The sequence below is a fragment of the Streptomyces sp. NBC_01176 genome, assembly GCF_045039825.1.
Classification (GTDB): Bacteria; Actinomycetota; Actinomycetes; order Streptomycetales; family Streptomycetaceae; genus Streptomyces.
In genome coordinates this window covers 6,575,839-6,601,463 of the sequence record NZ_CP108600.1, presented here as the reverse complement: position 1 = coordinate 6,601,463, position 25,625 = coordinate 6,575,839, and the positions used below count along the sequence as shown (strand labels likewise).

Sequence of the window (25,625 nt, the reverse complement as noted above, 5' to 3'; positions counted from 1 at the left end):
CGTATCGTTGCGTTTTGGTCTGGCACGTCCCGGCGATCTGCGGGAATGTCTCGGTTACCTATCGGTAGAGATGACGATTCCGTTCCCGAGGTACACGATTGGGGAACGGTGCCGAGACACCGTTCATCCGCCCCAGACAGCGCCCAGAAAGCCCTTACTCAGCCCCCCGGGCAGCCTTCAGACAGCCCTCTGACAGCGAAGGAACAGCGTGGCTTCCGGATCCGATCGCAATCCGATCATCATTGGCGGCCTTCCCAGTCAGGTCCCGGACTTCGACCCCGAAGAGACACAGGAGTGGCTCGACTCGCTCGACGCCGCCGTCGACGAGCGCGGCCGCGAACGCGCCCGCTATCTGATGCTGCGGCTCATCGAGAGGGCCCGCGAGAAGCGCGTGGCCGTGCCCGAGATGCGCAGCACGGACTACGTCAACACGATCGCCACCAAGGACGAGCCGTTCTTCCCCGGCAACGAGGAGATCGAGCGCAGGATCCTCAACGCGACCCGCTGGAACGCGGCCGTGATGGTGTCCAGGGCGCAGCGTCCGGGCATCGGCGTCGGCGGCCACATCGCCACCTTCGCCTCCTCCGCCTCGCTCTACGACGTCGGCTTCAACCACTTCTTCCGCGGCAAGGACGAGGGCGACGGCGGTGACCAGATCTTCTTCCAGGGGCATGCGTCCCCCGGTATCTACGCCCGCGCGTTCCTGCTCGACCGGCTGAGCGAGCAGCGGCTCGACGCGTTCCGCCAGGAGAAGTCGAAGGCGCCGTACGGGCTGTCCTCGTACCCGCACCCGCGGCTGATGCCGGACTTCTGGGAGTTCCCGACCGTCTCGATGGGCCTCGGCCCGCTCGGCGCGATCTTCCAGGCGCGGATGAACCGCTACATGGAGGCGCGCGGTATCGCGGACACCTCCGCGTCGCACGTCTGGGCGTTCCTCGGGGACGGCGAGATGGACGAGCCGGAATCGCTCGGACAGTTGTCCATCGCGGCTCGGGAGGGCCTCGACAACCTGACCTTCGTGGTCAACTGCAACCTCCAGCGTCTCGACGGCCCGGTGCGCGGCAACGGCAAGATCATCCAGGAGCTGGAGTCGCAGTTCCGGGGCGCCGGATGGAACGTCATCAAGCTGGTGTGGGACCGCAGTTGGGACCCGCTGCTGGCGCAGGACCGCGACGGCATCCTCGTCAACAAGCTGAACACCACACCCGACGGCCAGTTCCAGACGTACGCCACCGAGACCGGTTCGTACATCCGCGACCACTTCTTCGGCGACGACCACCGGCTGCGCGCCATGGTCGAGGGCATGACCGACGCCCAGATCCTGCACCTGGGCCGTGGCGGTCACGACCACAAGAAGATCTACGCGGCGTTCTCGGCGGCCAAGGCGCACGCGGGCCAGCCGACGGTGATCCTGGCGCAGACGGTCAAGGGCTGGACGCTCGGGCCGAACTTCGAGGGCCGCAACGCCACGCACCAGATGAAGAAGCTGACGGTCGCCGACCTCAAGGGCTTCCGCGACCGGCTGCACCTGCCGATCTCGGACAAGGAGCTGGAGGACGGCGCGCCGCCGTACTACCACCCGGGCCGCAACTCCGAAGAGATCCAGTACATGCACGACCGGCGCAAGGGACTCGGCGGCTACGTCCCGACGCGTGTCGTGCGCGCCAAGCCGCTGCAGCTGCCCGAGGACAAGACGTACGCGAGTGTGAAGAAGGGTTCGGGTCAGCAGTCGATCGCCACGACCATGGCGTTCGTACGGCTCCTGAAGGACCTCATGCGGGACAAGGAGATCGGCAAGCGGTTCGTGCTGATCGCGCCCGACGAGTACCGCACCTTCGGCATGGACTCCTTCTTCCCGAGCGCGAAGATCTACAACCCGCTCGGTCAGCAGTACGAGTCCGTGGACCGCGATCTGCTGCTCGCGTACAAGGAGTCGCCGACCGGTCAGATGCTGCACGACGGCATCTCGGAGGCGGGCTGCACCGCCTCGCTGATCGCGGCGGGTTCGGCGTACGCCACGCACGGCGAGCCGCTGATCCCCGTCTACGTCTTCTACTCGATGTTCGGTTTCCAGCGCACCGGTGACCAGTTCTGGCAGATGGCCGATCAGCTGGCGCGCGGTTTCGTGCTGGGCGCGACCGCCGGCCGTACGACACTGACCGGTGAGGGATTGCAGCACGCGGACGGCCACTCCCAGCTGCTCGCCTCGACGAATCCGGGCTGCGTCGCGTACGACCCGGCGTACGGCTTCGAGATCGCGCACATCGTGAAGGACGGTCTGCGCCGGATGTACGGTCCGGACTCGGAGGACGTCTTCTACTACCTCACCGTCTACAACGAGCCGATCCAGCACCCGGCGGAGCCGGCGAACGTCGACGTGGAGGGCATCCTCAAGGGCGTCCACCGCTTCAGCGAGGGCACTTCGGGCTCGGTCCCGGCACAGATCCTGGCGTCCGGCGTCGCGGTTCCGTGGGCGCTGGAGGCGCAGCGGATCCTCGCCGCCGACTGGAACGTCAGGGCGGACGTCTGGTCGGCGACCTCGTGGAACGAGCTGCGGCGCGAGGCCGTCGAGGTGGAACGGCACAATCTGCTGCATCCCGAGGAGGAGCAGCGCGTGCCGTACGTGACGCGGAAACTGAGCGGTTCCGAGGGACCGTTCGTGGCCGTGTCGGACTGGATGCGATCGGTTCCCGACCAGATCGCGCGGTGGGTGCCGGGGACGTACCAGTCCCTGGGCGCGGACGGCTTCGGCTTCGCGGACACCCGCGGGGCGGCGCGGCGCTTCTTCCACATCGACGCGCAGTCGATCGTGGTCGCGGTTCTGACCGAACTGGCCCGTGAGGGCAAGGTCGACCGGTCGGTGCTGAAGCAGGCGATCGACCGCTACCAGCTGCTCGAAGTGGCGGCGGCCGACCCCGGGACCGCGGGCGGCGACGCGTAGGTCCCGCGTACAGCGGTCGTGTGAGGGGCGGCGGAGCCCGGAGCTCCGCCGCCCCTCCGGCTTTCTTTCTACGATGCGGGTATGAAAGAGCTATCGGCACAGCTCCGTTGGGAGCAGCGCACGCAACGGCCCCTGCTGGCGCTCGCGGTGGCGTTCGCGGTGGCCTACGCCGTGCCGATCGTGGACAGTGAGGCCAGTCCCGCCGTGGCGGTGGCGTGCACGGTGGTGGAGTGGACGGTGTGGGGGTCGTTCGCCGTCGACTATCTCGTGAGGCTCCTGCTCGTCCGGCGCCGCAAGGAGTTCGTCCGCACGCACTGGCTGGACCTGTGCGCGGTGATCCTGCCGATCCTTCAGCCGCTGCGGCTGCTGCGGCTGGTCGCCACACTGACACTGGTCGGGCGGCGGGCCCGGATGGCCTCGCAGATCCGGCTGACGACGTATGTCGGGGGCGCGGTGATCGGGCTGCTCATGTTCGGTTCGCTCGCGGTGCTGTCGGTGGAGCGGGAGTCTCCGAACGGGAACATCAAGACGCTGGGTGACGCGGTGTGGTGGTCGTTCACGACGATGACGACCGTGGGGTACGGGGACCACGCGCCGACCACCGGGATGGGCCGCGTCCTCGCCGTCGGTCTGATGCTCTCCGGCATCGCCCTGCTCGGTGTCGTCACCGCCAACATCGCGGCGTGGTTCATCTCGCGCTTCGAGAAGGACGACGTGGAGGAGCGCCGGCAGACGGCCGCGATCGAGGCGCTGACGGAGGAGGTGCGGGCGCTTCGCGCGGAGGTCGCGGCGCTGTCGGGCGTCCGGGAGGCTGTCCGGCACCCCGCACCGGGCGTGGCGGAGGAGCATGCGCGCTGACCCGCGCGGGGCCCCTCTCGGCGCGGGAACTGCGGGCGCGCTGCCCCCCTCCGACAGCGCGCCGCAGATCCGTTCGCCTCCCTGTTCGTGCGGAGGACGTGACCCACTGTGACCTGCGGCGCGCGCCGAACGGGCGGGATCTTGTGGGGTGTCACCCGGACGGGTGACACCGCACAAGAAAACGCCGGTCAGATGTGACCGCCCCCCGCGCCCGCGGCGTCCGCGTTCTCGCCCCGCTTGGTGAGCAGCGCGACGAAGACCGCCACCAGGGCCACCACGGCGGCGACCAGGCAGGCCAGGCTCATGCCGGAGACGAACGTGTCGTGGGCGACGGTCGTGATCCTCTCCGCGAGCTGGGCCGGGGTGCCCTTGGCCACCGGCGCGGCTCCGACCTGGACGGCCTGCGAGGCCTGGTCGAGCTGGGCCGGGGTGAGCGGCGGAAGCTTGGCGTCGGCCCAGTTGCCCGCGAGGTCGCCGTCGACCTTGGAGGCCATGACGGCGCCCAGGACCGCAGTACCGAGGCTGCCGCCGATCTGCATCGCGGCCTGCTGGAGACCGCCGGCGACACCGGAGAGCTCCATCGGCGCGTTGCCGACGATGACCTCGGTGGCACCGACCATGACCGGGGCGAGCCCCAGTCCGAGGCCGGCGAACCAGAGCGACATGACGGCGCCGCTGGTGCCCGTGTCCAGCGTGGACATGCCGTACATGGAGATCGCGGTGAGGGCCATGCCGCCCGCCAGCGGGATGCGCGGGCCCGTCTTGGTGATCAGGGCGCCGGCCAGCGGGGAGCCCACGATCATCATTCCGGTGAGCGGGAGCAGATGCAGCCCGGCGTCGACCGGGCTCATGCCGTGCACGTTCTGCAGGTAGAAGGTGACGAAGAACAGGCCGCCCAGGAAGGCGATGGCCATCAGCACCATGAGGACCACGCCCGCCGACAGCGGTACGGAGCGGAACAGGCCCAGCGGGATGAGCGGCTCCTCGACCCGCGTCTCCCAGAGGGCGAAGAGCGCGAAACCGAGCACCGAGGCGGCCAGGAAGGCCCAGGTCAGGCCGGCGCCCCAGCCCCACGCCGGGGCCTTGATGAGCGCCCAGACCAGGCAGAACATGGCGCCGGAGAGCAGGGCGATGCCGGGGATGTCGAAGGAGCGCGGGGCGTTCTGCGCGCGGTGGTCGGTCAGGATCAGCAGGCCGAGGACCAGCGCGGCGACACCGACCGGGACGTTGATGAAGAAGACCGACTGCCAGCTCACGTGCTGGACCAGCAGGCCGCCGAGGATCGGGCCGCCCGCGGTGGAGGCGCCGATGACCATGCCCCAGATACCGATCGCCATGTTCAGCTTCTCGGCCGGGAAGGTGGCCCGCAGCAGGCCGAGCGCGGCCGGCATGAGCAACGCGCCGAACAGACCCTGGAAGACGCGGAAGGTGACCACCAGGGCGATGCTGCCGGACAGGCCGATCGCCCCGGAGGCCGCGGCGAAGCCGACCACACCGATCAGGAAGGTCTGGCGGTGCCCGAAGCGGTCGCCGAGCTTGCCCGCGGTGATCAGGGTGACCGCGAGTGCGAGGAAGTATCCGTTGGTGATCCACTGGACGTCGGCGAAGCTCGCGCCGAGGTCCTTCTGGATGGCCGGGTTGGCGATGGCGACGATGGTGCCGTCCAGGGCGACCATCATGACGCCGACGGCCACGGTGAACAGGGTGAACCACGGATGGCCGCGCAGCCCGGAGGGCCCCGGCCGATCCGACGGGGCGACCGGCGTCCTGTCTCCGGACCCCGTCGTGTCGATGGTGGTCTGACTAGTCATGCGTCGAGGCTAATGACAGCCACTGACAGTTGACAAACCAATTCACAAGTCGGTAACTGTCACGTCACCCGCGAGTACGCTGAGCTGGGCAGGAGAACAGAAGAGGACCCCATGGAGACGACCTCCTTCACACCGATGGCGCCGCGTCCGGGCCTGCGTGAGCGGAAGAAGAAGCGCACCCGGGACGCGCTGCTGCGGGCTGCCCTCGAGCTGTTCGTCACGCAGGGGTACGAGCGTACGACCGTGGACGAGATCGCGGAGGCCGTCGACGTCTCGCAGCGCACCTTCTTCCGTTACTTCGCGGGCAAGGAGGACGTCGCCCTGTTCACCCAGGGCATCGCGGAGTCGCGCTTCCTCGCCGCGGTCCGTGAACGTCCGCCCCACGAAGCCCCGTTGGAGGCTCTGAGCGGTGCCGTGCTGGAGGGCTGGGACACCATCAGTGAGGCGGTCGAGGCGGTCGTCCCGATCGAACTGCACATGCGCGCCCACCAGTTGATCGAGGCGACGCCCGCACTGCTCGCCGCCCACCTGCGCCGTTCCGCCGAGCTGGAGGACGAGATCGCCCGGGTGATCGCCGAGCGCGAGGGGGTCGACGTGGACACGGATCCGAGGCCGCGGGTCGCGGTGGCCGTGTTCTGCGGGGTGATGCGGGTGACCCACCGGATGTGGGGCGCGGGCGAGGACGGCAGCGTCGAGGCCATCCGCGCGCTGACCGTCACGCATCTCGACCACCTCGGGCCCGCATTGGCGGAGAAGTGGCGCACGGAATGAGCAACTCCGCGCACACAACGTCACTATTTATCTGAAACTGAACCCGCTTTGCCCCAATTACCCCGCCAGAAACGTGATCCCGACCACTCGTTTAACGGGAGGCACCCCTCTTCTCCTAGGGTGTCCTCTCAGTGACTTCCTTCGACACATCTCCCCAACTGAACGTCTGGCGCGCGTTGCTCGCGCTGGCCGTGGTTTTCGTGATGCTGGCCACCAGTGGCTGGACCGCGCTCCACAGCCATCGGGGGGCAACCCCCCTCCAGGCGTCCCGCTCCGCGTGGGAGCACGGCCGAGTGGCCGGACAGGCCCTCCCGGACCCCGACTCCGCGCCGGGCCGCCTGTCCCGCTTCTTCGCCTCGCTCGACAGCCATCAGCGCGGCCGTCTGGCGCACCGCTACCCGCTCGCGGTCGGCAACATGAACGGCGCGCCCGTACGGCTGCGCTACACGGCCAACCGCATCGCCATCGGGCAGCAGCGCAGGATCGAACTCGAGCGCATGCACGACAACCGGCTCTCGTCCGTCGGGCAGCAGGAGGCCGGACGCCGCATGCACCGCTACGAGGCGATGCTGCACAAGGGCCGTACGTTCCTCGCCTTCGACCCGATGGGCTCGGGCCGGGTCGCCGAGGTCTTCGGCGACCTCGACAGGGCCCAGCGGATCTCCGTCGTGGTGCCCGGCGTCGACACCGACCTGCTCACCTTCCAGCGCAGCAACAAGAAGTACTCGGCGCCGGTCGGCATGGCGACCTCCCTGTACGAGGCGGAGCGCGCGGCGAGCCCCCGGACCCGTACGGCCGTGATCGCCTGGGCCGACTACACCGCGCCCAGCGGACTCGGCATGGACGCGGCCACCGGCGTCCGCGCGCAGGAAGGCGCGGTCCGGCTGAACGCGCTGCTGCGCGCGCTGCCCGGCAAGGCCCCCGTCGCCCTGTACTGCCACAGCTACGGCTCGGTGCTCTGCGGTGTCGCCGCCCACACACTGCCCTCCCGGGTCTCCGACATCGCGGTCGCGGGCAGCCCCGGCATGCGTGCCGACAAGGCCTCGGCGCTGCACACCTCGGCCCGCGTCTGGGCGATGCGGGACTCCGACGACTGGATCCAGGACGTCCCGTACCTCGAGTTCGGCGGACTGGGACACGGCGCCGACCCGGTGTCGAAGGCGTTCGGCGCGCGGGTGCTGTCCGCCCGGGGCGCGAAGGGCCACGGCGGCTATTTCGAGCCCGGCACGGAGAGCCTGCGCAACTTCGCGGACATCGGCACTGGCGCATACGACACGGTGCGGTGCGCGCACGACGACGACACCTGCCGGCAGGATCTGGCCGACACCTCGGCGGCAGGACGCGCGTAGAGGACCGAAGAAGTGCGGTCCGCCCGAGGAGGGGACTCCGGCGGGCGCGCCGCTTACGATGGCCCGCATGGGTGACGTACTGGCCGGATTTCATGCCGCCTGGGAGTTCGAGTCCGACTCCGTGCTCATCCGCTTCGAGCGGGGGATCCGTACACCGAAGCTGTTCCAGGCGCTCGGCGAACGCCGTGTCCCCCTGGAGGCGATCGAGGCGGTGACGCTGACGCCGGGCAGGCGCGGCACGGTCGTGCTGCACGCCGTCCCCAGGGCGGGCGCCGATCCGCTGATGGACGCGGCCTCCGGGCAGCTGAAGGAGGGGTGCGACCCCTACCGGCTGGTGCTGCCCACCGACCGGGAGACCCTCGCCGAGTACTACGCGGACGAGCTGCGCGCCCGGCTCACCGAGGACGCCGGGCCCCCCGAGCGCTATCTCGTCGCGGCGCCCGAGGCGCCGCTGCGGTTCAAGGCGTACGACGGGAAGGCCGCCTTCGACGGCACCGCGGTGTCCTTCCGCTGGTTCTGGACCGGCGCGTCCTCCGCCAAGTGGAAGGCCGGTGACCAGAGTTTCCCGGTCGCCGGGCTGAGCGGTGTCGAGTGGCGCTCCCCCGAGGTCTTCGAGGGTCATCTGCGGCTGCTGCGCCGCGAACCCGTCACCGCGCAGCCCGCCCAGGCCGATCAGGATCCCGCCGCCGTCGTCTTCGGACTCGGTTACGGGCCCGTCCACGAGTCGCTCCCGTTCGCGGCCTCGGTGCTCGCCGCCGTACGGGCCTCGGGCCCCGCACCGGTGACCGCGGCCCCCGCTCCCCGCCGCGACCCGGCCGACATCGCCGACCGCATCCGTCACCTCGGCGAGCTGCACGAGGCGGGACTGGTCACGGACGAGGAGTTCACGAGGAAGAAGGCGGAGCTGCTGGCGGAGCTGTGAGGCGCGCCGGCGACCGCCGCGCCGTTACTCCCGCCCCGCCGACGTGGACGACATGTCCGCGTACCGCTCCCCCGCCACCTTCGAGGCGATCGGTTCGAGCAGCGCCATCTCCTCGTCGCCGAGAACGATCCGCGTGGCCGCCGCGTTCTCCTCGACCCGGCTGCGCCTGCGCGTCCCCGGGATCGGCACCGCCGGCACCCCGTACGACGCGGCCTGCCGCTGCACCCAGGCCAGCGCGATCTGGCCGAGTGAGGCGCCGTGCGCCTCCGCGATGGCGCGTACCGGCTCCAGCAGGGCGGCGTTGACGGCCGCGTTGTCGCCGGTGAAGCGGGGCTGCTGCCGACGGAAGTCGGTGTCGGTCAGCTCCTTGTCGGCGTTCGCGAACGATCCGGTCAGGAAGCCGCGCCCGAGCGGGGAGTACGGGACGAGCGCCACGCCCAGCTCCGCGGCGGCCGGGACCACGCCCGCCTCGATGTCACGGCTGAACAGCGACCACTCCGACTGCACGGCCGTGATCGGATGCACGGCCTGCGCGGCGCGCAGCTCCCCGCCGGTGACCTCGCTGAGCCCGAGGTGCTTGACCTTGCCCTCGCGCACCAGCTCGGACATGACCCCGACGGTCTCCTCGATGGGGATGTTCGCGTCACGACGGTGCATGTAGTAGAGGTCGATCACGTCGACGTCCAGCCGCCTCAGGCTCGCCTCGACGGCCTGGCGGATGTACGGGGCGTCGTTGCGGATCACCCGCGTCGTCGGTTTGTCCGGCGGGATCGACAGGCCGAACTTCGTCGCGACGACGAGCTCGTCGCGGTGCGCCTTGAAGAACGGCGACAGGAACGTCTCGTTGTCGCCCTGGCCGTAGGCGTCCGCGGTGTCGAAGAGCGTGACGCCGAGTTCGAGCGCCCGCTCCAGGGTGGCCCGCGCCTCGTCGGCGTCGGTGGGCCCGTACGCGAAGCTCATCCCCATGCAGCCCAGGCCCTGCGCCCCGACCTCGGGGCCGTCGGTGCCGAGTCGTACCTTCGCGATCTTGCTGTCCGTCATCAGGACCTCTCCGACGCCAGGGCTCGCCCGGCGTCCGCATAGAAACTGATCTTGTGGTCGAGGACCGCCAGGGTGTCCTGGAGCTCGGCGATCCGCGCCTGCACGTCCCGGCGGGTGGCTTCCAGGAGCTCGAACCGCGCGAGGTAGGTGTCGTCGCCCTCCCGCACCAGCTCCGCGTAGCGCACCATGTCGGCGACCGGCATGCCGGTGAGCCGGAGCTTGCCGACCAGGCTCAGCCAGTCCAGGTCGCGGTTGCTGTACCGGCGCTGACCGGTGTGCGAGCGGTCGATGTGCGGCATGAGACCGATCCGCTCGTACCAGCGCAGGGTGTGCGCGGACAGGCCGGTGAAGGCGACGACCTCGCTGATCGTGTAGCTGTCCTGGCCGTCCGGGCGCCGGTGCCGCTCGGGAGGTGCCGCGCACACATCGGTCCTGGTGCCGGTCTCGGCGGCCTCGGCCGTGGTCTCCATCACCGTCATGACCTCCACGCTAAAACCTTGGAGTGCACTCCAAGCAAGCGGTATCCGGTAAAAGGCGACCGGTGCGAAACGGAGGACGTCCGCGGGGCGCGCTGGCTACCGTGCGGATCATGACTCTCGTACGCCGTGCCGTGCCCGAGGACGCACCGGAAGTGCTCCGCCTGCGCCAGATCATGCTCGACTCTGTCTTCACCACCGACGGCTCCACGGAGTGGCACGCCGGGTCGCTCCCGACGATACGCGGCAGGCTGGCCCGCCCCGAGGGCGACTTCGCGGCCTTCGTCGTCGACCACCCCGGCCGGCCGGACGCGCTGGCCGCGCTCGTCGCCGGGACCATCGAGTACCGGATCGGGCGGCCCGGCAATCCGCGCGGCGCGGTCGGTCACGTCTTCAGTGTCGCCACCGACCCCGACGTGCGGCGCCGGGGATACGCGCGGGCCTGTATGGAGACGCTGCTCGACTGGTTCCGCGAGCGGGACGTGCCCCAGGTCGACCTCAACGCCTCCGCCGAGGCCGAGCCGCTGTACGCGTCCCTCGGGTTCGTGCGCAAGCCGGACCCCTCGATGCGGCTTCGGCTGTGAGCCGCTTAGGCTCGTACACATGTCCCTGCGCAGCCTGGCGTTGATCGAGAACTGGCCCGTCCCCACGGCCGCGGCGGCCGTCGTCCGCGCGGACGGCACGGTGACGGGGTCGCACGGTCCGGTCGACCACCGCTTCCCCCTCGCCTCGGTCACCAAGCCGCTCGCCGCGTACGCCGCGCTCGTGGCGTACGAGGAGGGGGCCATCGATCTCGACGAGCCGGCGGGTCCGGCCGGGGCGACGGTCCGTCATCTCCTCGCGCACACCTCGGGGCTCGCCTACGACGAGCACCGGGTGACATCCCCGCCCGGGGAGCGGCGGCTGTACTCCAACGCCGGGTTCGAGGTCCTCGGGGACCACATCGCCAAGGCGACGGACATCTCCTTCCCCGAATACCTGCGGCAGGCGGTGCTGGAGCCGCTGGGCATGACGGGGACGTCGCTGAACGGCTCGCCCGCGAAGGACGGGGTGTCGACGGTGGCGGACCTCGTGCGGTTCACCGCGGAGGTCCAGGCGCCGCGGCTGCTCGATCCCCGGACGGTGGCGGACGCGATGACCGTGCAGTACCCCGGGACGAAGGGGGTGGTGCCGGGATACGGCCACCAGAACCCCAACGACTGGGGGCTCGGTTTCGAGATCCGTGACTCCAAGTCCCCGCACTGGACGGGTGCCTCGTCCTCGCCGCGTACCTTCGGCCACTTCGGGCAGACCGGTACGTTCCTGTGGATCGACCCGGTGGTGGGCGCCGCGTGCGTCGCCCTCACGGACCGGGCGTTCGGGCCGTGGGCCGTGGAGGCGTGGACGCCGTTCACGGACGCGGTGCTCCTGGAGCTGCGCGGCTGACGCGGCTTCGCGCTGCCGGGGGCGGTTCTTCGGGTGCGGGTGGGTGGGGGCTGGTCGCGCAGTTCCCCGCGCCCCTGAAGTCGTCCGGGCCCACCGGCGTCCACAGACACGGCAAGCTCCGCGCACCACAGGACACCGGACGCGCGGCCACGCTCTCGAACGGCACGGCAAGCTCCGCGCACCACAGGACAACGGACGCGCGACCATGCCTTCAGGGGCGCGGGGAACTGCGCGATCAGCCCCCACGTACCCGCGGCCGGAAGACCTTCAGCCCGCGGCCGTCATCTCCCACAGCAACAGCTCCGCGGGAGCCGTCGCCACCGCCTCCAGGTCCTTCGCGTCCGTGACGCGGGCCGCGTCGCCCGGCCCCAGCTCCACGCCGTCCAGCCGCACCCCGCCCCGCACCGCGTGGACGTAGACGAACGCCGCGTCCGGAACCGCCGTCCGCTCCCCCACCGCCAGCCGCCGCACATGCAGCATCGCCCCCGCCTCCGGGACCGCGTACGGCGTGGAGTCCGCGATGCCGTGGACGACCTCGTAGGACGGAACGCCACCGGGCGCGGCCGGAGCCAGCCACATCTGTACGAACACGAGCGGGCCCGGCCCGTCGTTGCGCTCGACGTGCCGGACACCTGCCGCCGCGCTCAGCCGCTGCACGTCCCCGGCCCGCACCAGCGACTCGTGACCGGCCGAATCCCGGTGGGTCAGCTCCCCCTCCACCACCCACGTGACGATCTCGGTGTGGCTGTGCGGGTGCTCGTCGAATCCCGCGCCGGGCGCGAGCCGTTCCTCGTTGCAGGCGATCACCGCGCCGAAGCGGAGGTTGTCCGGGTCGTAGTGCGGGCCGAAGGAGAAGGCGTGCAGCGAGGAGATCCCGGCCGCCGGGTCCCCCCCTCGGTAGCGCTCGTCAGCGCGCCGTACCTCGATCACATCCGCCACATCCGCCACATCCGCCAGCGCCGTACGTCCGTCACGTCCCCCACCGTAGCCCCGCTCCCGTCGCTCCCGGCCCCGATGGGAGACCCGCCGCCGCACAGCTCCGTCCTGATAAGGCAGTCTTGTCCCGTGCCCGAACCCGAACGCAGCAACACCGAGCGCCCAGCGCACGACATCCACACGCACTCAGCGACCCTGAAGCGGCTGGAGAAGTCGTCCGGAAGTCTCGCCGCGCAGGCCATCGCGCGGATGGACGAGACGCTGCCGTGGTACCGGGCCATGCCACCGGAGAACCGTTCCTGGATCGGGCTCGTCGCCCAGGCCGGTATCGCCGCGTTCACCGAGTGGTTCCGGCGCCCCGACGCGCCCCAGGCCATCTCCACCGACGTGTTCGGCACCGCCCCCCGCGAGCTGACCAGGGCCATCACCCTGCGCCAGACCGTCGAGATGGTGCGCACGACGATCGAGGTGATGGAGAGCGCCATCGACGAGGTGGCCGCTCCCGGCGACGAGTCCGTGCTGCGCGAGGCCCTCCTCGTCTACGCCCGGGAGATCGCGTTCGCCACCGCCCAGGTCTACGCGCAGGCCGCCGAGGCACGCGGCGCCTGGGACGCCCGGCTGGAGTCCCTGGTCGTGAACGCCGTGCTCTCCGGCGAGGCGGACGAGGGTGCCGTCTCCCGCGCCGCCGCCCTCGGCTGGAATTCCCCCGAACACGTCTGCGTGGTGCTGGGTACGGCGCCCGACGGTGACAGCGAGCTGACCGTCGAGGCCATCCGGCGGGCGGCCCGGCACGCCAAGCTCCAGGTGCTGACCGGGGTGCTCGGAGACCGGCTCGTGGTGATCGCGGGTGGCAGCGACAACCCGCTCGGCGTCGCCAAGTCGCTGATCGGCCCGTACGCCGCCGGACCCGTCGTCGCGGGGCCGATCGTGCCCGACCTGCTCGCGGCGACCCGCTCCGCGCAGGCCGCCGCGGCCGGCCTGAAGGCGTGTTTCGCCTGGCAGGACGCCCCGCGCCCGGTCCTCGCCGACGATCTGCTGCCGGAGCGCGCGATCGCCGGAGATCCCTCGGCCCGTGAGCAACTGGTGGAGGAGATCTACAGACCACTGGAGGAAGCCGGCTCCGCGCTCCTCGAAACCCTCAGTGTGTATCTGGAACAGGCGAGCAGCCTCGAAGGCGCGGCCCGAATGCTCTTCGTTCACCCCAACACCGTGCGCTACCGGCTACGACGTGTGACTGACGTCACCGGTTGGTCACCCTCGGATGTACGATCCGCCTTCACACTGCGGATCGCGCTCATCCTGGGGCGTCTGGCCGATGGAGATCTCCAGACGTAGGCATTTGTCGGAGCCCTACAATTCCCCTTCGTGTTCTTCGTCCCTGTCCCCACGGGCGGCCGTGGCCGTCCACAAGAGAGAGTGTGAGAGTGCTCGTACTCGTCGCTCCCGGCCAGGGCGCCCAGACGCCCGGCTTCCTGACTCCCTGGCTCGATCTCCCCGGTGCCGCCGACCGCCTCGCCGCGTGGTCGGACGCCATCGGTCTCGACCTTGCCCACTACGGCACGCAGGCCGACGCGGACGCGATCCGGGACACGGCTGTCGCACAGCCGCTCCTGGTCGCCGCCGGACTCCTCTCCGCCGCGGCGCTCGGCGACGTCTCCGCCCTCGCTCCCGGCGCCGTCGCCGGCCACAGCGTCGGTGAGATCACCGCGGCCGCGTTCGCGGGGGTGCTCGACGACACCGCCGCGCTGACGCTGGTACGCACCCGGGGCCTGGCGATGGCCGAGGCCGCCGCTGTGACGCAGACCGGTATGTCGGCGCTGCTCGGCGGCGACCCCGAGACGACGGTCCCGCACCTGGAGAAGCTCGGCCTGACCCCCGCGAACGTGAACGGCGCGGGCCAGATCGTGGCCGCCGGCACGCTGGAGCAGCTGGCTGCCCTGGAGGCGGACAAGCCCGACGGCGTGCGCCGGGTGGTGGCCCTGAAGGTCGCCGGCGCGTTCCACACGCACCACATGGCACCGGCCGTCGAGGCGCTCGCGCAGGCCGCCGAGGAGCTGAACCCCGCGGACCCGCAGGTCACGTACGTCTCCAACAAGGACGGTCAGGCCGTCAAGTCCGGCGCCGACGTCCTGAAGCGGCTGGTCGGCCAGGTGGCCAACCCGGTCCGCTGGGACCTGTGCATGGAGACCTTCCAGGAGCTCGGCGCGACCGCGCTGATCGAGGTGTGCCCGGGTGGCACGCTCACCGGCCTCGCCAAGCGCGCGCTGCCGGGCGTGAAGACCCTGGCGCTGAAGACCCCAGACGACCTCGACGCGGCTCGCGAGCTCCTCGCCGAGCACAGCGGCTGACAAGGAGCCCGAGAGCATGTCGAAGATCAAGCCCAGCAAGGGCGCCCCGTACGCACGGATCCTGGGCGTGGGCGGCTACCGTCCCGTCCGGGTCGTGCCCAACGAGGTGATCCTCGAGACGATCGACTCCTCCGACGAGTGGATCCGCTCGCGTTCCGGCATCGAGACCCGGCACTGGGCCTCCGACGAGGAGACCGTCGCCGCGATGTCGATCGAGGCGTCCGGGAAGGCCATCGCCGACGCCGGGATCAACGCCGACCAGATCGGCGCCGTGGTCGTCTCCACCGTGTCCCACTTCAGCCAGACCCCGGCCATCGCCACCGAGATCGCCGACAAGCTCGGCACGAACAAGGCCGCCGCCTTCGACATCTCGGCCGGCTGCGCGGGCTTCGGCTACGGACTGACCCTGGCGAAGGGCATGGTCGTCGAGGGTTCGGCGGAGTACGTCCTGGTCATCGGCGTGGAGCGACTGTCCGACCTCACCGACCTGGAGGACCGTGCGACGGCCTTCCTGTTCGGCGACGGCGCGGGCGCGGTCGTCGTGGGCCCCTCCCAGGAGCCGCACATCGGCCCCACGGTGTGGGGCAGCGAGGGCGACAAGGCCGGCACCATCAAGCAGACCGTGCCGTGGGACCGTTTCCACATCGGCGACGTCTCGACGCTCCCGCTCGACTCCAAGGGCGAGATCAAGTTCCCTGCGATCACGCAGGAGGGCCAGGCGGTCTTCCGCTGGGCCGTGTTCGAGATGGCGAAGGTCGCCCAGCAGGCGCTGGACGCGGCCGGGATCAGCCCGGACGACCTGGATGTCTTCATTCCCCATCAGGCCAACGAGCGGATCATCGACTCGATGGTGAAGACGCTGAAACTGCCGGAGCACGTCACGGTCGCCCGGGACGTACGCACCACCGGCAACACCTCGGCCGCCTCGATTCCGCTCGCGATGGAGCGGCTTCTGGCGACCGGTGAGGCGAAGAGCGGCGACACCGCGCTCGTCATCGGATTCGGGGCGGGTCTCGTGTACGCCGCCACGGTCGTTACCCTCCCCTAGGCACACCGTCCGGACCACTCCGGCCGGAGTACCGCCACACCCTCTGGATACATACCGAAGGAGCGCCTGACATGGCCGCCACTCAGGAAGAGATCGTCGAAGGTCTCGCCGAGATCGTGAACGAGATCGCCGGGATCCCCACCGAGGACGTCCAGCTGGACAAGTCCTTCACCGACGACCTGGACGTCGACTCGCTGTCCATGGTCGAGGTCGTCGTCGCCGCCGAAGAGCGCTTCGACGTCAAGATCCCGGACGACGACGTCAAGAACCTCAAGACCGTCGGCGACGCGACCGACTACATCCTCAAGAACCAGGCCTGATCCGCGGATCGGGCCCGGCCCGGTCCACCGATCAGTCCGTTGCCCCGCCACCCGGCGGTGGCGCCGCTGAATCCTCGTATCCGTTGGAGAAAGAATTCCCGTGAGCTCGACCAATCGCACCGTGGTCGTCACCGGTATCGGCGCAACCACACCGCTGGGTGGCGACGCAGCCTCGACCTGGGAGGGCCTGGTCGCCGGCAAGTCCGGCGTCCGCGCCCTGGAGCAGGAATGGGCCGCCGAACAGGCCGTCCGCATCGCGGCGCAGATCGCCGTGGAACCGGGCGAGGTCATCCCCCGCCCGCAGGCCCGCCGTCTCGACCGCTCGGCGCAGTTCGCGCTGATCGCGGCCAAGGAGGCCTGGGCGGACGCCGGCTTCACCGACCGGGCCGGCGACGACCCGGCCATCGACCCGGACCGCCTCGGCACCGTCATCGCCTCCGGCATCGGCGGCGTGACGACCCTGCTCGACCAGTACGACGTGCTGAAGGAGAAGGGCGTCCGCCGCGTCTCCCCGCACACCGTCCCCATGCTCATGCCGAACGGCCCGTCGGCCAACGTGGGGCTGCTCGTCGGCGCCCGCGCCGGCGTGCACACCCCGGTCTCCGCCTGCGCCTCGGGCGCCGAGGCCATCGGCTACGCCATCGAGATGATCCGCACCGGGCGCGCCGACGTCGTCGTCGCCGGCGGTACCGAGGCGGCCATCCACCCGCTGCCCATCGCCGCCTTCGGCAACATGATGGCGATGTCCAAGAACAACGACGACCCGCAGGGCGCCTCGCGGCCCTACGACGTCGCACGTGACGGCTTCGTCCTGGGCGAGGGCGCCGGCGTCCTGATCCTGGAGTCCGCCGAGCACGCCGCCAAGCGCGGTGCCCGGGTCTACGCCGAGGCGGTCGGCCAGGGCATCTCCGCCGACGGCCACGACATCGTGCAGCCGGAGCCGGAGGGCCGCGGCATCTCGCACGCCCTGCAGAACCTGCTGGACAACACCGACCTGGACCCGGCCGAGATCGTGCACGTGAACGCGCACGCGACCTCGACGCCCGCCGGTGACGTGGCGGAACTGAAGGCGCTGCGCAAGGTCTTCGGCGACGACGCCGACCACATGGCGGTCTCCGCGACCAAGTCGATGACCGGTCACCTCCTCGGTGGCGCCGGGGGCGTGGAGTCGGTGGCGTCGGTGCTGGCTCTGTACAACCGGATCGCTCCGCCGACCATCAACGTCGACAACCTCGACCCCGAGGCCGAGGCGAACGCCGACATCGTGCGCGGGGAGGCTCGCAAGCTGCCTGTCGAGGGCCGCATCGCCGCGCTGAACGACTCGTTCGGGTTCGGCGGCCACAACGTGGTGCTGGCGTTCCGTACGATCTGAAGTCGGCCGTAGGCGCACTGAACCGGCGTGTGGCCCGGACTCCCTTGCGGAGTCCGGGCCACACCCGTTTGTTCGTCGTGTTCGTCTTGTTCGTCTTGTTCGTCGGGTGCGGGGTCCTGGGGGCTGGGCGGGCGCAGTTCCCCGCGCCCTTAAAGGCTTCCCCTCACGCCCCTCGTCGGGTCAGACCACCTGGTGGAGCCAGCGGACCGGGGCACCCTCGCCCGCGTAGCGGAAGGATTCCAGTTCGTCGTCCCAGGGCTTGCCCAGGAGCTTGGCGAGGTCGGCCTCCAGGTCGGTCTCGCCGCGCTGGGAGCGCAGGAGCGCGGCGCGCAGCCGGTCCTCGGGGATCAGGATGTCGCCGTGGATTCCGGTGACGGCGTGGAAGATGCCGAGCTCGGGGGTGCAGCTGTAGCGCTCGCCCTCGGCCGTGGCGCAGGGCTCGGCGGTCACCTCGAAGCGCAGCATCTGCCAGCCGCGCAGCGCTGAGGCCAGTTTGGAGGCGGTGCCCACCTCGCCCTTCCAGGAGAACTCGGATCTCCAGGTGCCCGGCGCCGCGGGCTGCCGGATCCAGTCGAGGTTGACGCGCGTACCGAGCACACCCGCGACCGCCCACTCGACGTGCGGGCACAGCGCGCGGGGCGCGGAGTGCACGTAGAGAACTCCACGTGTCGTCACTGGGGCCTCCGGGCAGAGCGAGACATCTTGTAACTTAGCGGAACGGCAGTGGCAGGGCGGCCACGTGGCGAGGCTACCGTGCGGCGGCGCAAGGAGTGTGACGTACCGTCGGTCCCAGCGCCCAGAAACATCGAGGTTTCACCCGAGGGGACGCGGCGCGACCGATCGTGCACTGCGGGATGTCGGCCAACCGTGTCGGTCAGGTGCTGACCAAACATGTTCAACGAACGAGGGGAGCAGGGGATGCGCATCCGTAGCCACCGTCCACGCGCCGTCCTCGCCATGGTCGCGGCGGCTCTGCTGGCCGTCGCCGGGTGCGACGCCTCCGGTGACGGCTCCTCCGCTGCGCACAGCACCGCCGGGGGCAGTCCGTCCCCGAAGCCGACCCCCCTCTGGAACCCCAGCCCCCGCTCCGTGGCCGCCGTCGGGGACTCCATCACCCGCGGCTTCGACGCCTGCACCGTGCTGTCCGACTGCCCCGAGGTCTCCTGGGCGACCGGCACCGACACGGGGGTCCGCAGTCTGGCCGTGCGGCTGCTCGGGCGGGCGGGGGCCGCCGAGCGCAGCTGGAACTACGCGGTGACCGGCGCGCGGATGGCGGACCTGCCGGAGCAGATGGCGCAGGCCGTCGTCGAGAAGCCGGAGCTGGTGACCGTGATGGTGGGGGCCAACGACGCCTGCCGCTCCTCGGTCTCGGCGATGACCTCGGTCGCCGACTTCCGCGCCGCGTTCCAGGCCGCGATGGGCACCCTGCGCGACGAACTGCCGCGGACACAGGTGTACGTGTCGAGCGTGCCGGATCTGAAGCGGCTGTGGTCCGAGGGGCGCGGCAACCCGCTGGGCAAGCAGATCTGGAAACTGGGCATCTGCCCCTCGATGCTGGCCGACGCGGACTCCCTGGGCTCGAGGGCGACGCTGCGGCGGGCGAAGGTGCAGGACCGGGTGGAGCAGTACAACAAGGTCCTCCATGACGTGTGCGCCAAGGACCGGCGCTGCCGCTTCGACGGAAACGCGGTCTTCGACTTCCGCTTCGGTACGGACCAGCTGAGCCACTGGGACTGGTTCCACCCGAGCAAGGACGGCCAGGCCCGGCTCGCGGAGCTGGCCTACCGCGTGGTGACGGCCCGCCTGCCGACGGGCTGAGGACCGGGCCGGTGGGCCGGGCCGGTGGGCACAGGTCGTTGGCCTAGGCTTCCGATCATGGACAGCGAACTCTTCGGCACCCTTCCCGACGGCACCCCGGTCCACCGCTGGACGCTGGAGCGTGCCGGGGTGCGGGTGCGGATCCTGACGTACGGCGGGATCGTCCAGTCGGTCGAGATCCCCGACCGGGACGGGCACCGCGCGGACGTGGTGCTGGGCTTCCCCGACCTCGACGGATATCTCGCGCACCCGGACCCGTACCTCGGGGCACTGGTCGGGCGGTACGCCAACCGGATCGCCGGCGGCCGCTTCCCGCTCGACGGTCTCACCTACAGCCTCGCGCAGAACAACGCCCCCAACTCCCTGCACGGCGGGGAGCGCGGTTTCGACAAGCGGGTGTGGGACGTCGAACCGGTCGGGCACGGGCTGCGGCTCACCCGGGTCTCCCCGCACGGCGAGGAGGGCTTCCCGGGCCGTCTGGAGGTCACGGCGACGTACGGGCTGGACGCGACGGGCGCGCTGCGTATCGCGTACGAGGCGGTCACGGACGCGCCGACCGTGGTGAACCTGACGAACCACACGTACTGGAACCTGGCCGGTTCGGGGAACGCGGGTGGTCACGAGCTCCGTCTGGCCGCCTCGCGGTTGACGCCGGTGGACGCGGATCTCATCCCCACCGGGGCGCTGGAATCCGTGGACGGTACGCGCTTCGACTTCCGGACGGCGCGGAAGGCCGGCGCCGGGTACGACCACAACTTCGTGCTGGACAAGGGGACGACGGCGAGCCCGGTCGAGGTCGCGGAGCTCCACGACCCCTCCTCCGGGCGGGTGCTGACGGTCGCGACCACCGAGCCCGGCGTCCAGCTCTACACCGCCGACCATCTGGGCGAGCCGTTCGCGCCCGGTGACGGGATCGCGCTGGAGACGCAGCACTTCCCGGACTCCCCGAACCGGCCGGAGTTCCCGAGCACGCAGTTGCGGCCGGGCGGGACGTACCGCTCGGAGACGGTGTACGGGTTCGGGGTGCGCTCCTAGGGCGTGGCCGAGGCAAGAAGTCCCCGTGGGCCGGGCGGTCCGAGGCCGTCCGGGAACCGACGAGCCCCGGTCCGGATGTCAGGTTCCGGACCGGGGCTCGTCGGGGGGGGCTTGTCCCGGATCAGACGTTAATCGTCGTCACGACCCGGCGGTCGGTGATCGAGCGTCCTGCGGCAACCTCGTACGAACCCTTCACAAACACCCACGTGCCCGCGCCCTCGTCCCAGATCTCGAAGGCGCGGCGGGGGATGCCGAGCACGGCCTCGACGCTCTCGCCCGGACCCGCCTCGACACCGGCGAAAGCGGCGAGCCGGCGGACCGGGCGCTCGCTGTCCGCCTCGACCGGTTTCAGATAGAGCTGGACGACCTCGCGGCCGGGGCGCGCGCCGGAGTTGCGGACGCGGACCGTGACCGTCGCGACGCTGTCCACGTCAACGTCGCTGTCATTGTAACTGTCGATGTCGCTGTCACCGGCGGAAGGCTCGATCGACTCGTACGCCCAGTCGGTGTAGCCGAGGCCGTGGCCGAAGGGGTACGCCGGGGTCCTGCCGTCCCTCTCCCAGGCCCGATAGCCGATGAACACACCCTCGGTGTAGGGGAGTTCGCCGTCGACCGGGACCACCTGGGTGACCGGGGCGTCCGCGAGGGAACCCCAGGTCGTGGGCAGCCGGCCGCCGGGCTCGTGGGCGCCCGTGAGCACGTCCGCGAGGGCGCTGCCGCCCTCCTGGCCGGGGAACCAGCTGAGCAGCACGGCGGCGACCTCCTCACGCCACGGAAGCTCCACCGGTGAGCCGGAGTTGACGATCACGACGGTGTTCGGGTTGGCGGCGGCGACGGCGTGCACCAGGTCGTCCTGGCGCCCGGGGAGCCGGAGGTTCTCGCGGTCGAAGCCCTCGGACTCGACACGGTCGGTGGTGGCGACCACGACGACGGCGGTGTCCGCGGCGCGAGCCGCCTCGACCGCCTCGGCGATCAGTTCGTCGGGGTCGCGCTGGGGTTCCTGGTGGACGAGGGCGAAGCCGACCATCCTCAGGGGCGCGCCCTCGGGCAGGACGACCACCTGGCGCAGGGACACCTCGTACGTCTCACCGGCGGCGAGATCGACCCGGGCGCGCTCCTCGGGGGCGCCGAAGAACGCCGTGAAGGGGCTGTCCTCCGTGCTGACCTGGGCGCCGTCGTAGCGGACCGCGCCGTCGACGGTGAGTGTGAACGCGCCGAGGCCCTTGATGCCGAAGATGTGCGTACCGCTCACGCGCGGGGTGAAGGTGCCCCTCAGGTCCACGGTGTGGAGGTTGTCGTGGGTGACGCCTTCGGGAAGGTCGTTGCCCATCCACTGGATCTGGCCGTTGGGTGCGGAGCCGCTGCCGATCATCTCGCCGTCCCGGTCGCGGCATTCCGCGCGGAGCGTGAACCCCTTGTCGGCGACGGCGAGTTCCTGGTTGGGGTCGGCTCCGACGGCGTACGTCAGGCTGCCCTCGGGGAGGGCCGCGGTGAGGCCGTCCAGGGGCGACACGACGTGGGCGGGGAAGACGGTGGCGGAGCCGCCGCCGAGGACACGGGCGTCCCGGGCGGCGGCGCCGCTCAGCGCGACCGTGCCCGGCCGCAGCGGCAGCGTCGCGTTCTCGTTGCGTACGAGGACGAAGGAGCGGCGGGCGATCTCGCGGGCCAGGGCTTCGCCGTCCACGGGCGCCGGCGGCTCGGTGACGACCGGTTCGGCACCCTCCAGGATGCCGACGCGGGCGGCGAGCCGCAGGACGTTGCGGACGGCCTCGTCGACCTTCGCCTCCTCGGTGCGGCCCGCGCGGACGGCGGCGGCGAGCGCGTCGCCGTACACGGTCTCGGGACCGGGCATGGCGACGTCGAGGCCGCCCTCGATCGCCCCCACGGTCGAGCGGGCCGCCGTCCAGTCGGAGACGTTGAAGCCGTCGAAGCCCCACTCGCCGCGCAGGATCTCGTTCACGAGGTGGTGGTGCTCGGACATCGTGGTGCCGTTGACCGAGTTGTAGGCGGTCATGATGCCCCAGGGGTGGGCGTTCTCGACAATGGCCTCGAAGGGGGCCAGATAGAGCTCGCGCAGGGCGCGTTCGGAGACGAGGTTGTCCACCGTGAAGCGGTCGGTCTCGGCGTCGTTGGCCACGAAGTGCTTGACGGTGGTGCCGACGCCGCCGGACTGCACGCCCCGCACATAGCCGGTGCCGATCCGCCCGGTCAGGTACGGGTCCTCGCTGTACGCCTCGAAGTGGCGGCCGCCGAGCGGCGAGCGGTGCAGGTTGACCGTGGGCGCGAGCAGCACGTGGACGTGCTTGCGGCGGGCCTCCTGGGCGAGGAGGACGCCGGCGCGGCGGGCCAGGGCGGGGTCCCAGGTGGCGGCGAGCGCGGTCGGTGAGGGGAGGGCGATGGACGGGTCGTCGGCGGTCCAGCGCACGCCCCGCACACCGATCGGACCGTCGGACATGACGAGGGAGCGCAGCCCGATCGCGGGGAGTTCGGGCAGCGCCCACATGTCCTGCCCCGCGAGCAGACGCGCCTTCGCGTCCAGGTCGAGCCTGCCGAGGGCCGCCTCGACGACGCTCTCGCGCGCCCGGTCCGCCGCGTTCCCTCCCCTGGTCCCGGCCCGGCCCTCGACAGTCCCCGCTGTCCCTGTCGTCCCCGCCGTCTCCGCTGCCTCCGTCACGGTGGCACCTCCTCGTTGAAGTCCGTGAAGCCCGTGAAGTTCTTGAAGTCCCCGAAGTCCCGAAGTCCGCGGAGCCGTTGGGTCGCAGGGCGCACGGCCGCGGGAACCGTCGGACGTTTCTCATCCTGCACCCGCGACCTGTAGAGCGGTAGGTTTCGTTTCCTTCCCGTGATGTTCGGGGTGGGCGGATACCGTACGGTGACGCCATGACGACCAGGACCAGGAGCGAGGAGCGGCGCGCGGAGATCGTGCGCGCGGCCCTGGAGGTGATCGCCGAACGCGGCTACCGGGGCGCGAGCATGGCCGCCGTCGCCGAGCGCGTGGGCCTCACCCAGCAGGGCCTGCTGCACTACTTCCCGACCAAGGACACCCTGCTGGTCGCGGTCCTCAAGGAGCGCGACCAGTGGGACGCCGTGCCCGACAGCCGATGGCGGCTGGATCTGCTGGCCTCGCTCGCCGACTACAACGCCATGCGGCCCGGCATCGTGCAGACCTTCTCGGCGCTGCTCGGCGAGAGCGTCACGGAGGGGCATCCGGCGCGCGAGTTCTTCACCCGGCGGTATGTCGCCGTGCGCGCGAGCATGGCGCAGGTGCTGCGCACCGAGTACGGGGAGCGGCTGCCGAGCGGGCTCACGCCGGAGCGCGCGGCCCCGCTGCTGGTGGCGGTGATGGACGGGCTCCAGTACCAGTGGCTGCTGGATCCGGAGTCGGTGGACATGCCGGCCGCGTTTCGGGACTTCCTGGTACTGCTGGGCGAGGCCTGAAACCCGGGCACGGACGGGCCGCCACCGTCGCGGCGGCCCGGCGACCCACCATCGGAGCGGCCCACCATCACGGCGGCCCACCGTCGCCGGCCGGCTGCGCCGGCTTCACCGTCGTCCGTTCACTGCCGCCAGACGATCGCCGCTGTCTTGCTCACCGCGCAGACGGCGGCGAGGGCGACGGCCCAACCCGTCGCCCCGGCGAGGGCCAGCGCGGCCACGCCCGCCCCGAACCAGAGCAGTTCGAAGCCGACGCGGACCGCGCCACGGGTCTTGTGGCGGGACTTCGGCGAACCGAACAGCGCCCACAGCACGACCAGTACGGCCGGGGCGCCGACGCCGAGCAGCCAGGTCGCCGGTGCCGCCGCGTCCGCGCCGAACCCCCAGTACCCGGCGGCCACGAGGACGGCGAGCTCCAGCAGGAACAGGACGCCCAGGTTCGCCGCCTTGATGACCTTCATGCGCGGAGTATCACCCGGAAGGAATCACTCCGGCCCCCGGGCGGCGGGGACGGCGGCCACGACCTCGATCTCGACGAGCGCCTCCGGCTTGAAGAGGCGGGAGACCTCCAGGGTCATGCTGGTGGGCGGGGTGCCGGTGAGGTACCGGGCGCGTACGGCGCCGTACTCGGGGAGCCCGGTGATGTCCGTCAGATACGTACGGATGTTGATGACGTCGGCGAGTGTCGCGCCGTGTGCCTTCAGCAGCGCGTCGATCGTCTCGAAGACACCCCGGCTCTGCTCGGCCAGGCCGACACCTTCGGCGACCTGACCGGAGAGGTACAACAGAGCCCCACCGCCCGCGAGTTCGACACGTGCCACCTGGGAGTAGTAGCCGTTGGCGGGCTGGGGCGCGCCGGCCGGGCTGTCGAGTGCGATCCGCACGGCGCCTCCTCAGGCCGAGTGCCGGCGGATGCGCTCGACGGCCTGTGCGATGTCCGCGTCGGCGACGGCGGGATCGGCCGCCGCCCGCTTGTAGTGCTCCAGCACCGCCTCCATGGCGGGGAGTTCGGCGGTCCTGGTGGCGAGGGCGACGTCCTTCACCGCGAGCGAGGTGCCGAAGTGCACCCCCTCGGCGAAGGCACGGCCGACGGCACCGCCGAGCGGCCCGCCCGCGAGCGAGCCGCGCACGGTGTCCTCGTCGAGGCCTAGCGCGTCCGCGAGGACCATGGCCTCGGCGACGAGGGCGACCCCGCCAAGCACGGCGGTGTTGACGACGAGCTTGAGCGCGGCCCCGGAGCCGGACGGCCCGGTGCGGGTGACGGTGCCGAGGGGCGCGAGCACCCGCTCGACGCCGGCCACGTCACCGCCCGCGAGGATGCCGAGCTGTCCCGCCGCCGCCTTGTCCGTGCTGCCCGCCACCGGCGCGTCGACGAGGTGCACGCCCTCCCCCAGCCGGGCGGCCAGCTCCCTCACCACGTCCGGGCCGACGGTCGACATCTCCACCCAGTACGTCCCCGGGCGCAGCCGCGGCACGACGGCGTCCGCGACCGCGTCGAGCGCGGCGGGGTCGGCGAGCATCGTGATCACCACATCGGCGTCCCGCACGGCCTCGGCCGGGGACGCGGCGAGCGTGGCCCCGGCGGCGACCAGCGGCTCCGCCTTCGCGGCGGTACGGTTCCAGACGGTCAACGGGTGCCCGGCGTCGAGGAGTCGGCGCGCCATCGCCGCGCCCATGTGACCGAGTCCGAGGAATGCGATCTTTTCCATGCCCTCGACG

Annotated in this window: 24 protein-coding genes; 15 read left to right on the top strand and 9 right to left on the bottom strand. The window is 71.1% G+C overall.

Annotated elements, in window-relative coordinates; all coding sequences use genetic code 11:
• The first annotated feature begins 208 nt into the window (after nucleotides 1–208).
• Nucleotides 209–2,941 carry a pyruvate dehydrogenase (acetyl-transferring), homodimeric type gene (gene aceE, locus OG199_RS28465; protein ID WP_356800518.1) on the top strand — a complete coding sequence of 911 codons (2,733 nt, stop codon included), beginning with the start codon at nucleotides 209–211 and terminating at the stop codon, nucleotides 2,939–2,941.
• Nucleotides 2,942–3,022: 81 nt separating this feature from the next.
• Entirely contained in the window at nucleotides 3,023–3,799 is a 777-nt protein-coding gene (locus OG199_RS28460; protein ID WP_356800519.1) for a potassium channel family protein, read from the top strand.
• A 188-nt stretch (nucleotides 3,800–3,987) separates the two neighbouring features.
• Here the strand turns inward: OG199_RS28460 and OG199_RS28455 are convergent, their stop codons facing one another.
• Complete coding sequence (locus OG199_RS28455) at nucleotides 3,988–5,478, bottom strand: MFS transporter (protein WP_401799221.1); 1,491 nt, start codon at nucleotides 5,476–5,478, stop codon at nucleotides 3,988–3,990.
• A gap of 243 nt (nucleotides 5,479–5,721) precedes the next feature.
• Here OG199_RS28455 and OG199_RS28450 point away from each other — a divergent pair, with 243 nt between their 5' ends.
• The 3 genes from OG199_RS28450 to OG199_RS28440 all read left to right on the top strand — a co-directional run bounded on the left by OG199_RS28450 (nucleotide 5,722) and on the right by OG199_RS28440 (nucleotide 8,652).
• Complete coding sequence (locus OG199_RS28450; RefSeq protein WP_356800521.1) at nucleotides 5,722–6,381, top strand: TetR family transcriptional regulator; 660 nt, start codon at nucleotides 5,722–5,724, stop codon at nucleotides 6,379–6,381.
• Nucleotides 6,382–6,512: 131 nt separating this feature from the next.
• Entirely contained in the window at nucleotides 6,513–7,730 is a 1,218-nt protein-coding gene (locus OG199_RS28445) for an alpha/beta hydrolase (protein WP_405831873.1), read from the top strand.
• Between the two features lie 67 nt (nucleotides 7,731–7,797).
• Nucleotides 7,798–8,652, top strand: coding sequence for a DUF4429 domain-containing protein (locus OG199_RS28440; protein ID WP_356800523.1), 855 nt, complete (start codon nucleotides 7,798–7,800; stop codon nucleotides 8,650–8,652).
• 24 nt (nucleotides 8,653–8,676) lie between these two features.
• On the opposite strand, the gene OG199_RS28435 is transcribed toward OG199_RS28440, so the two are convergent.
• Nucleotides 8,677–9,693 carry an aldo/keto reductase gene (locus OG199_RS28435; RefSeq protein WP_405831871.1) on the bottom strand — a complete coding sequence of 339 codons (1,017 nt, stop codon included), beginning with the start codon at nucleotides 9,691–9,693 and terminating at the stop codon, nucleotides 8,677–8,679.
• Complete coding sequence (locus OG199_RS28430; RefSeq protein ID WP_401799016.1) at nucleotides 9,693–10,172, bottom strand: MerR family transcriptional regulator; 480 nt, start codon at nucleotides 10,170–10,172, stop codon at nucleotides 9,693–9,695. The genes OG199_RS28435 and OG199_RS28430 overlap by 1 nt, the downstream gene beginning before the upstream one ends.
• Before the next feature lie 110 nt (nucleotides 10,173–10,282).
• On the opposite strand from OG199_RS28430, the gene OG199_RS28425 reads away from it, so the two are divergent.
• Both OG199_RS28425 and OG199_RS28420 read left to right on the top strand, forming a co-directional pair.
• Nucleotides 10,283–10,753, top strand: a complete 471-nt coding sequence (locus OG199_RS28425) for a GNAT family N-acetyltransferase (RefSeq protein WP_356800526.1) — start codon at nucleotides 10,283–10,285, stop codon at nucleotides 10,751–10,753.
• A gap of 19 nt (nucleotides 10,754–10,772) precedes the next feature.
• Nucleotides 10,773–11,594: a serine hydrolase domain-containing protein gene (locus OG199_RS28420; protein WP_356800527.1), complete on the top strand. Its 822-nt coding sequence runs from the start codon at nucleotides 10,773–10,775 to the stop codon at nucleotides 11,592–11,594.
• A gap of 267 nt (nucleotides 11,595–11,861) precedes the next feature.
• Here OG199_RS28420 and OG199_RS28415 read toward each other — a convergent pair whose 3' ends face one another.
• Nucleotides 11,862–12,524 carry a pirin family protein gene (locus tag OG199_RS28415; protein WP_356800545.1) on the bottom strand — a complete coding sequence of 221 codons (663 nt, stop codon included), beginning with the start codon at nucleotides 12,522–12,524 and terminating at the stop codon, nucleotides 11,862–11,864.
• A 135-nt stretch (nucleotides 12,525–12,659) separates the two neighbouring features.
• Here OG199_RS28415 and fasR point away from each other — a divergent pair, with 135 nt between their 5' ends.
• From fasR to fabF, 5 genes are all read left to right on the top strand, one after another.
• Nucleotides 12,660–13,865, top strand: coding sequence for a fatty acid biosynthesis transcriptional regulator FasR (fasR, locus tag OG199_RS28410; RefSeq protein WP_266698965.1), 1,206 nt, complete (start codon nucleotides 12,660–12,662; stop codon nucleotides 13,863–13,865).
• Nucleotides 13,866–13,954: 89 nt separating this feature from the next.
• Nucleotides 13,955–14,878, top strand: coding sequence for an ACP S-malonyltransferase (locus OG199_RS28405; RefSeq protein WP_356800528.1), 924 nt, complete (start codon nucleotides 13,955–13,957; stop codon nucleotides 14,876–14,878).
• Between the two features lie 16 nt (nucleotides 14,879–14,894).
• Nucleotides 14,895–15,926 carry a ketoacyl-ACP synthase III gene (locus OG199_RS28400; RefSeq protein WP_356800529.1) on the top strand — a complete coding sequence of 344 codons (1,032 nt, stop codon included), beginning with the start codon at nucleotides 14,895–14,897 and terminating at the stop codon, nucleotides 15,924–15,926.
• Nucleotides 15,927–15,997: 71 nt separating this feature from the next.
• Nucleotides 15,998–16,246, top strand: coding sequence for an acyl carrier protein (locus tag OG199_RS28395; RefSeq protein WP_148013808.1), 249 nt, complete (start codon nucleotides 15,998–16,000; stop codon nucleotides 16,244–16,246).
• A gap of 100 nt (nucleotides 16,247–16,346) precedes the next feature.
• Nucleotides 16,347–17,618, top strand: a complete 1,272-nt coding sequence (gene fabF / locus OG199_RS28390; protein ID WP_356800530.1) for a beta-ketoacyl-ACP synthase II — start codon at nucleotides 16,347–16,349, stop codon at nucleotides 17,616–17,618.
• A 180-nt stretch (nucleotides 17,619–17,798) separates the two neighbouring features.
• On the opposite strand, the gene OG199_RS28385 is transcribed toward fabF, so the two are convergent.
• Nucleotides 17,799–18,293, bottom strand: coding sequence for a DUF3145 domain-containing protein (locus tag OG199_RS28385; RefSeq protein ID WP_148013810.1), 495 nt, complete (start codon nucleotides 18,291–18,293; stop codon nucleotides 17,799–17,801).
• A 243-nt stretch (nucleotides 18,294–18,536) separates the two neighbouring features.
• Here OG199_RS28385 and OG199_RS28380 point away from each other — a divergent pair, with 243 nt between their 5' ends.
• Entirely contained in the window at nucleotides 18,537–19,436 is a 900-nt protein-coding gene (locus OG199_RS28380; protein WP_405831869.1) for an SGNH/GDSL hydrolase family protein, read from the top strand.
• 57 nt (nucleotides 19,437–19,493) lie between these two features.
• Nucleotides 19,494–20,471, top strand: coding sequence for an aldose epimerase family protein (locus OG199_RS28375; RefSeq protein WP_356800532.1), 978 nt, complete (start codon nucleotides 19,494–19,496; stop codon nucleotides 20,469–20,471).
• Between the two features lie 121 nt (nucleotides 20,472–20,592).
• Here OG199_RS28375 and OG199_RS28370 read toward each other — a convergent pair whose 3' ends face one another.
• Nucleotides 20,593–23,010, bottom strand: a complete 2,418-nt coding sequence (locus OG199_RS28370) for a glycoside hydrolase family 3 protein (RefSeq protein WP_405834696.1) — start codon at nucleotides 23,008–23,010, stop codon at nucleotides 20,593–20,595.
• 323 nt (nucleotides 23,011–23,333) lie between these two features.
• Between OG199_RS28370 and OG199_RS28365 the strand changes: the two genes are divergently transcribed.
• Nucleotides 23,334–23,909: a TetR/AcrR family transcriptional regulator gene (locus tag OG199_RS28365; protein WP_356800546.1), complete on the top strand. Its 576-nt coding sequence runs from the start codon at nucleotides 23,334–23,336 to the stop codon at nucleotides 23,907–23,909.
• 119 nt (nucleotides 23,910–24,028) lie between these two features.
• On the opposite strand, the gene OG199_RS28360 is transcribed toward OG199_RS28365, so the two are convergent.
• Genes OG199_RS28360 through OG199_RS28350 form a run of 3 tightly spaced genes read right to left on the bottom strand, consistent with a single transcriptional unit; the run spans nucleotide 24,029 to nucleotide 25,615 of the window.
• Entirely contained in the window at nucleotides 24,029–24,367 is a 339-nt protein-coding gene (locus OG199_RS28360; protein WP_356800534.1) for a YrdB family protein, read from the bottom strand.
• A gap of 24 nt (nucleotides 24,368–24,391) precedes the next feature.
• Nucleotides 24,392–24,790, bottom strand: coding sequence for a RidA family protein (locus OG199_RS28355; RefSeq protein ID WP_356800535.1), 399 nt, complete (start codon nucleotides 24,788–24,790; stop codon nucleotides 24,392–24,394).
• Nucleotides 24,791–24,799: 9 nt separating this feature from the next.
• Nucleotides 24,800–25,615 (bottom strand): NAD(P)-dependent oxidoreductase, encoded by an 816-nt coding sequence (locus OG199_RS28350; RefSeq protein ID WP_401799025.1) that lies wholly within the window; start codon nucleotides 25,613–25,615, stop codon nucleotides 24,800–24,802.
• Nucleotides 25,616–25,625 lie beyond the last annotated feature (10 nt).

What these genes read in the sequence shown, in the direction of transcription:
- OG199_RS28460 (WP_356800519.1), top strand. Translation starts at nt 3,023, where the DNA reads ATGAAAGAGCTATCGGCACAGCTCCGTTGGGAGCAGCGCACGCAACGG.
- OG199_RS28455 (WP_401799221.1), bottom strand. Translation starts at nt 5,478, where the DNA reads ATGATGGTCGCCCTGGACGGCACCATCGTCGCCATCGCCAACCCGGCC.
- OG199_RS28450 (WP_356800521.1), top strand. Translation starts at nt 5,722, where the DNA reads ATGGAGACGACCTCCTTCACACCGATGGCGCCGCGTCCGGGCCTGCGT.
- OG199_RS28440 (WP_356800523.1), top strand. Translation starts at nt 7,798, where the DNA reads ATGGGTGACGTACTGGCCGGATTTCATGCCGCCTGGGAGTTCGAGTCC.
- OG199_RS28435 (WP_405831871.1), bottom strand. Translation starts at nt 9,693, where the DNA reads ATGACGGACAGCAAGATCGCGAAGGTACGACTCGGCACCGACGGCCCC.
- OG199_RS28430 (WP_401799016.1), bottom strand. Translation starts at nt 10,172, where the DNA reads ATGACGGTGATGGAGACCACGGCCGAGGCCGCCGAGACCGGCACCAGG.
- OG199_RS28425 (WP_356800526.1), top strand. Translation starts at nt 10,283, where the DNA reads ATGACTCTCGTACGCCGTGCCGTGCCCGAGGACGCACCGGAAGTGCTC.
- OG199_RS28420 (WP_356800527.1), top strand. Translation starts at nt 10,773, where the DNA reads ATGTCCCTGCGCAGCCTGGCGTTGATCGAGAACTGGCCCGTCCCCACG.
- OG199_RS28400 (WP_356800529.1), top strand. Translation starts at nt 14,895, where the DNA reads ATGTCGAAGATCAAGCCCAGCAAGGGCGCCCCGTACGCACGGATCCTG.
- OG199_RS28395 (WP_148013808.1), top strand. Translation starts at nt 15,998, where the DNA reads ATGGCCGCCACTCAGGAAGAGATCGTCGAAGGTCTCGCCGAGATCGTG.
- OG199_RS28380 (WP_405831869.1), top strand. Translation starts at nt 18,537, where the DNA reads ATGCGCATCCGTAGCCACCGTCCACGCGCCGTCCTCGCCATGGTCGCG.
- OG199_RS28375 (WP_356800532.1), top strand. Translation starts at nt 19,494, where the DNA reads ATGGACAGCGAACTCTTCGGCACCCTTCCCGACGGCACCCCGGTCCAC.
- OG199_RS28360 (WP_356800534.1), bottom strand. Translation starts at nt 24,367, where the DNA reads ATGAAGGTCATCAAGGCGGCGAACCTGGGCGTCCTGTTCCTGCTGGAG.
- OG199_RS28350 (WP_401799025.1), bottom strand. Translation starts at nt 25,615, where the DNA reads ATGGAAAAGATCGCATTCCTCGGACTCGGTCACATGGGCGCGGCGATG.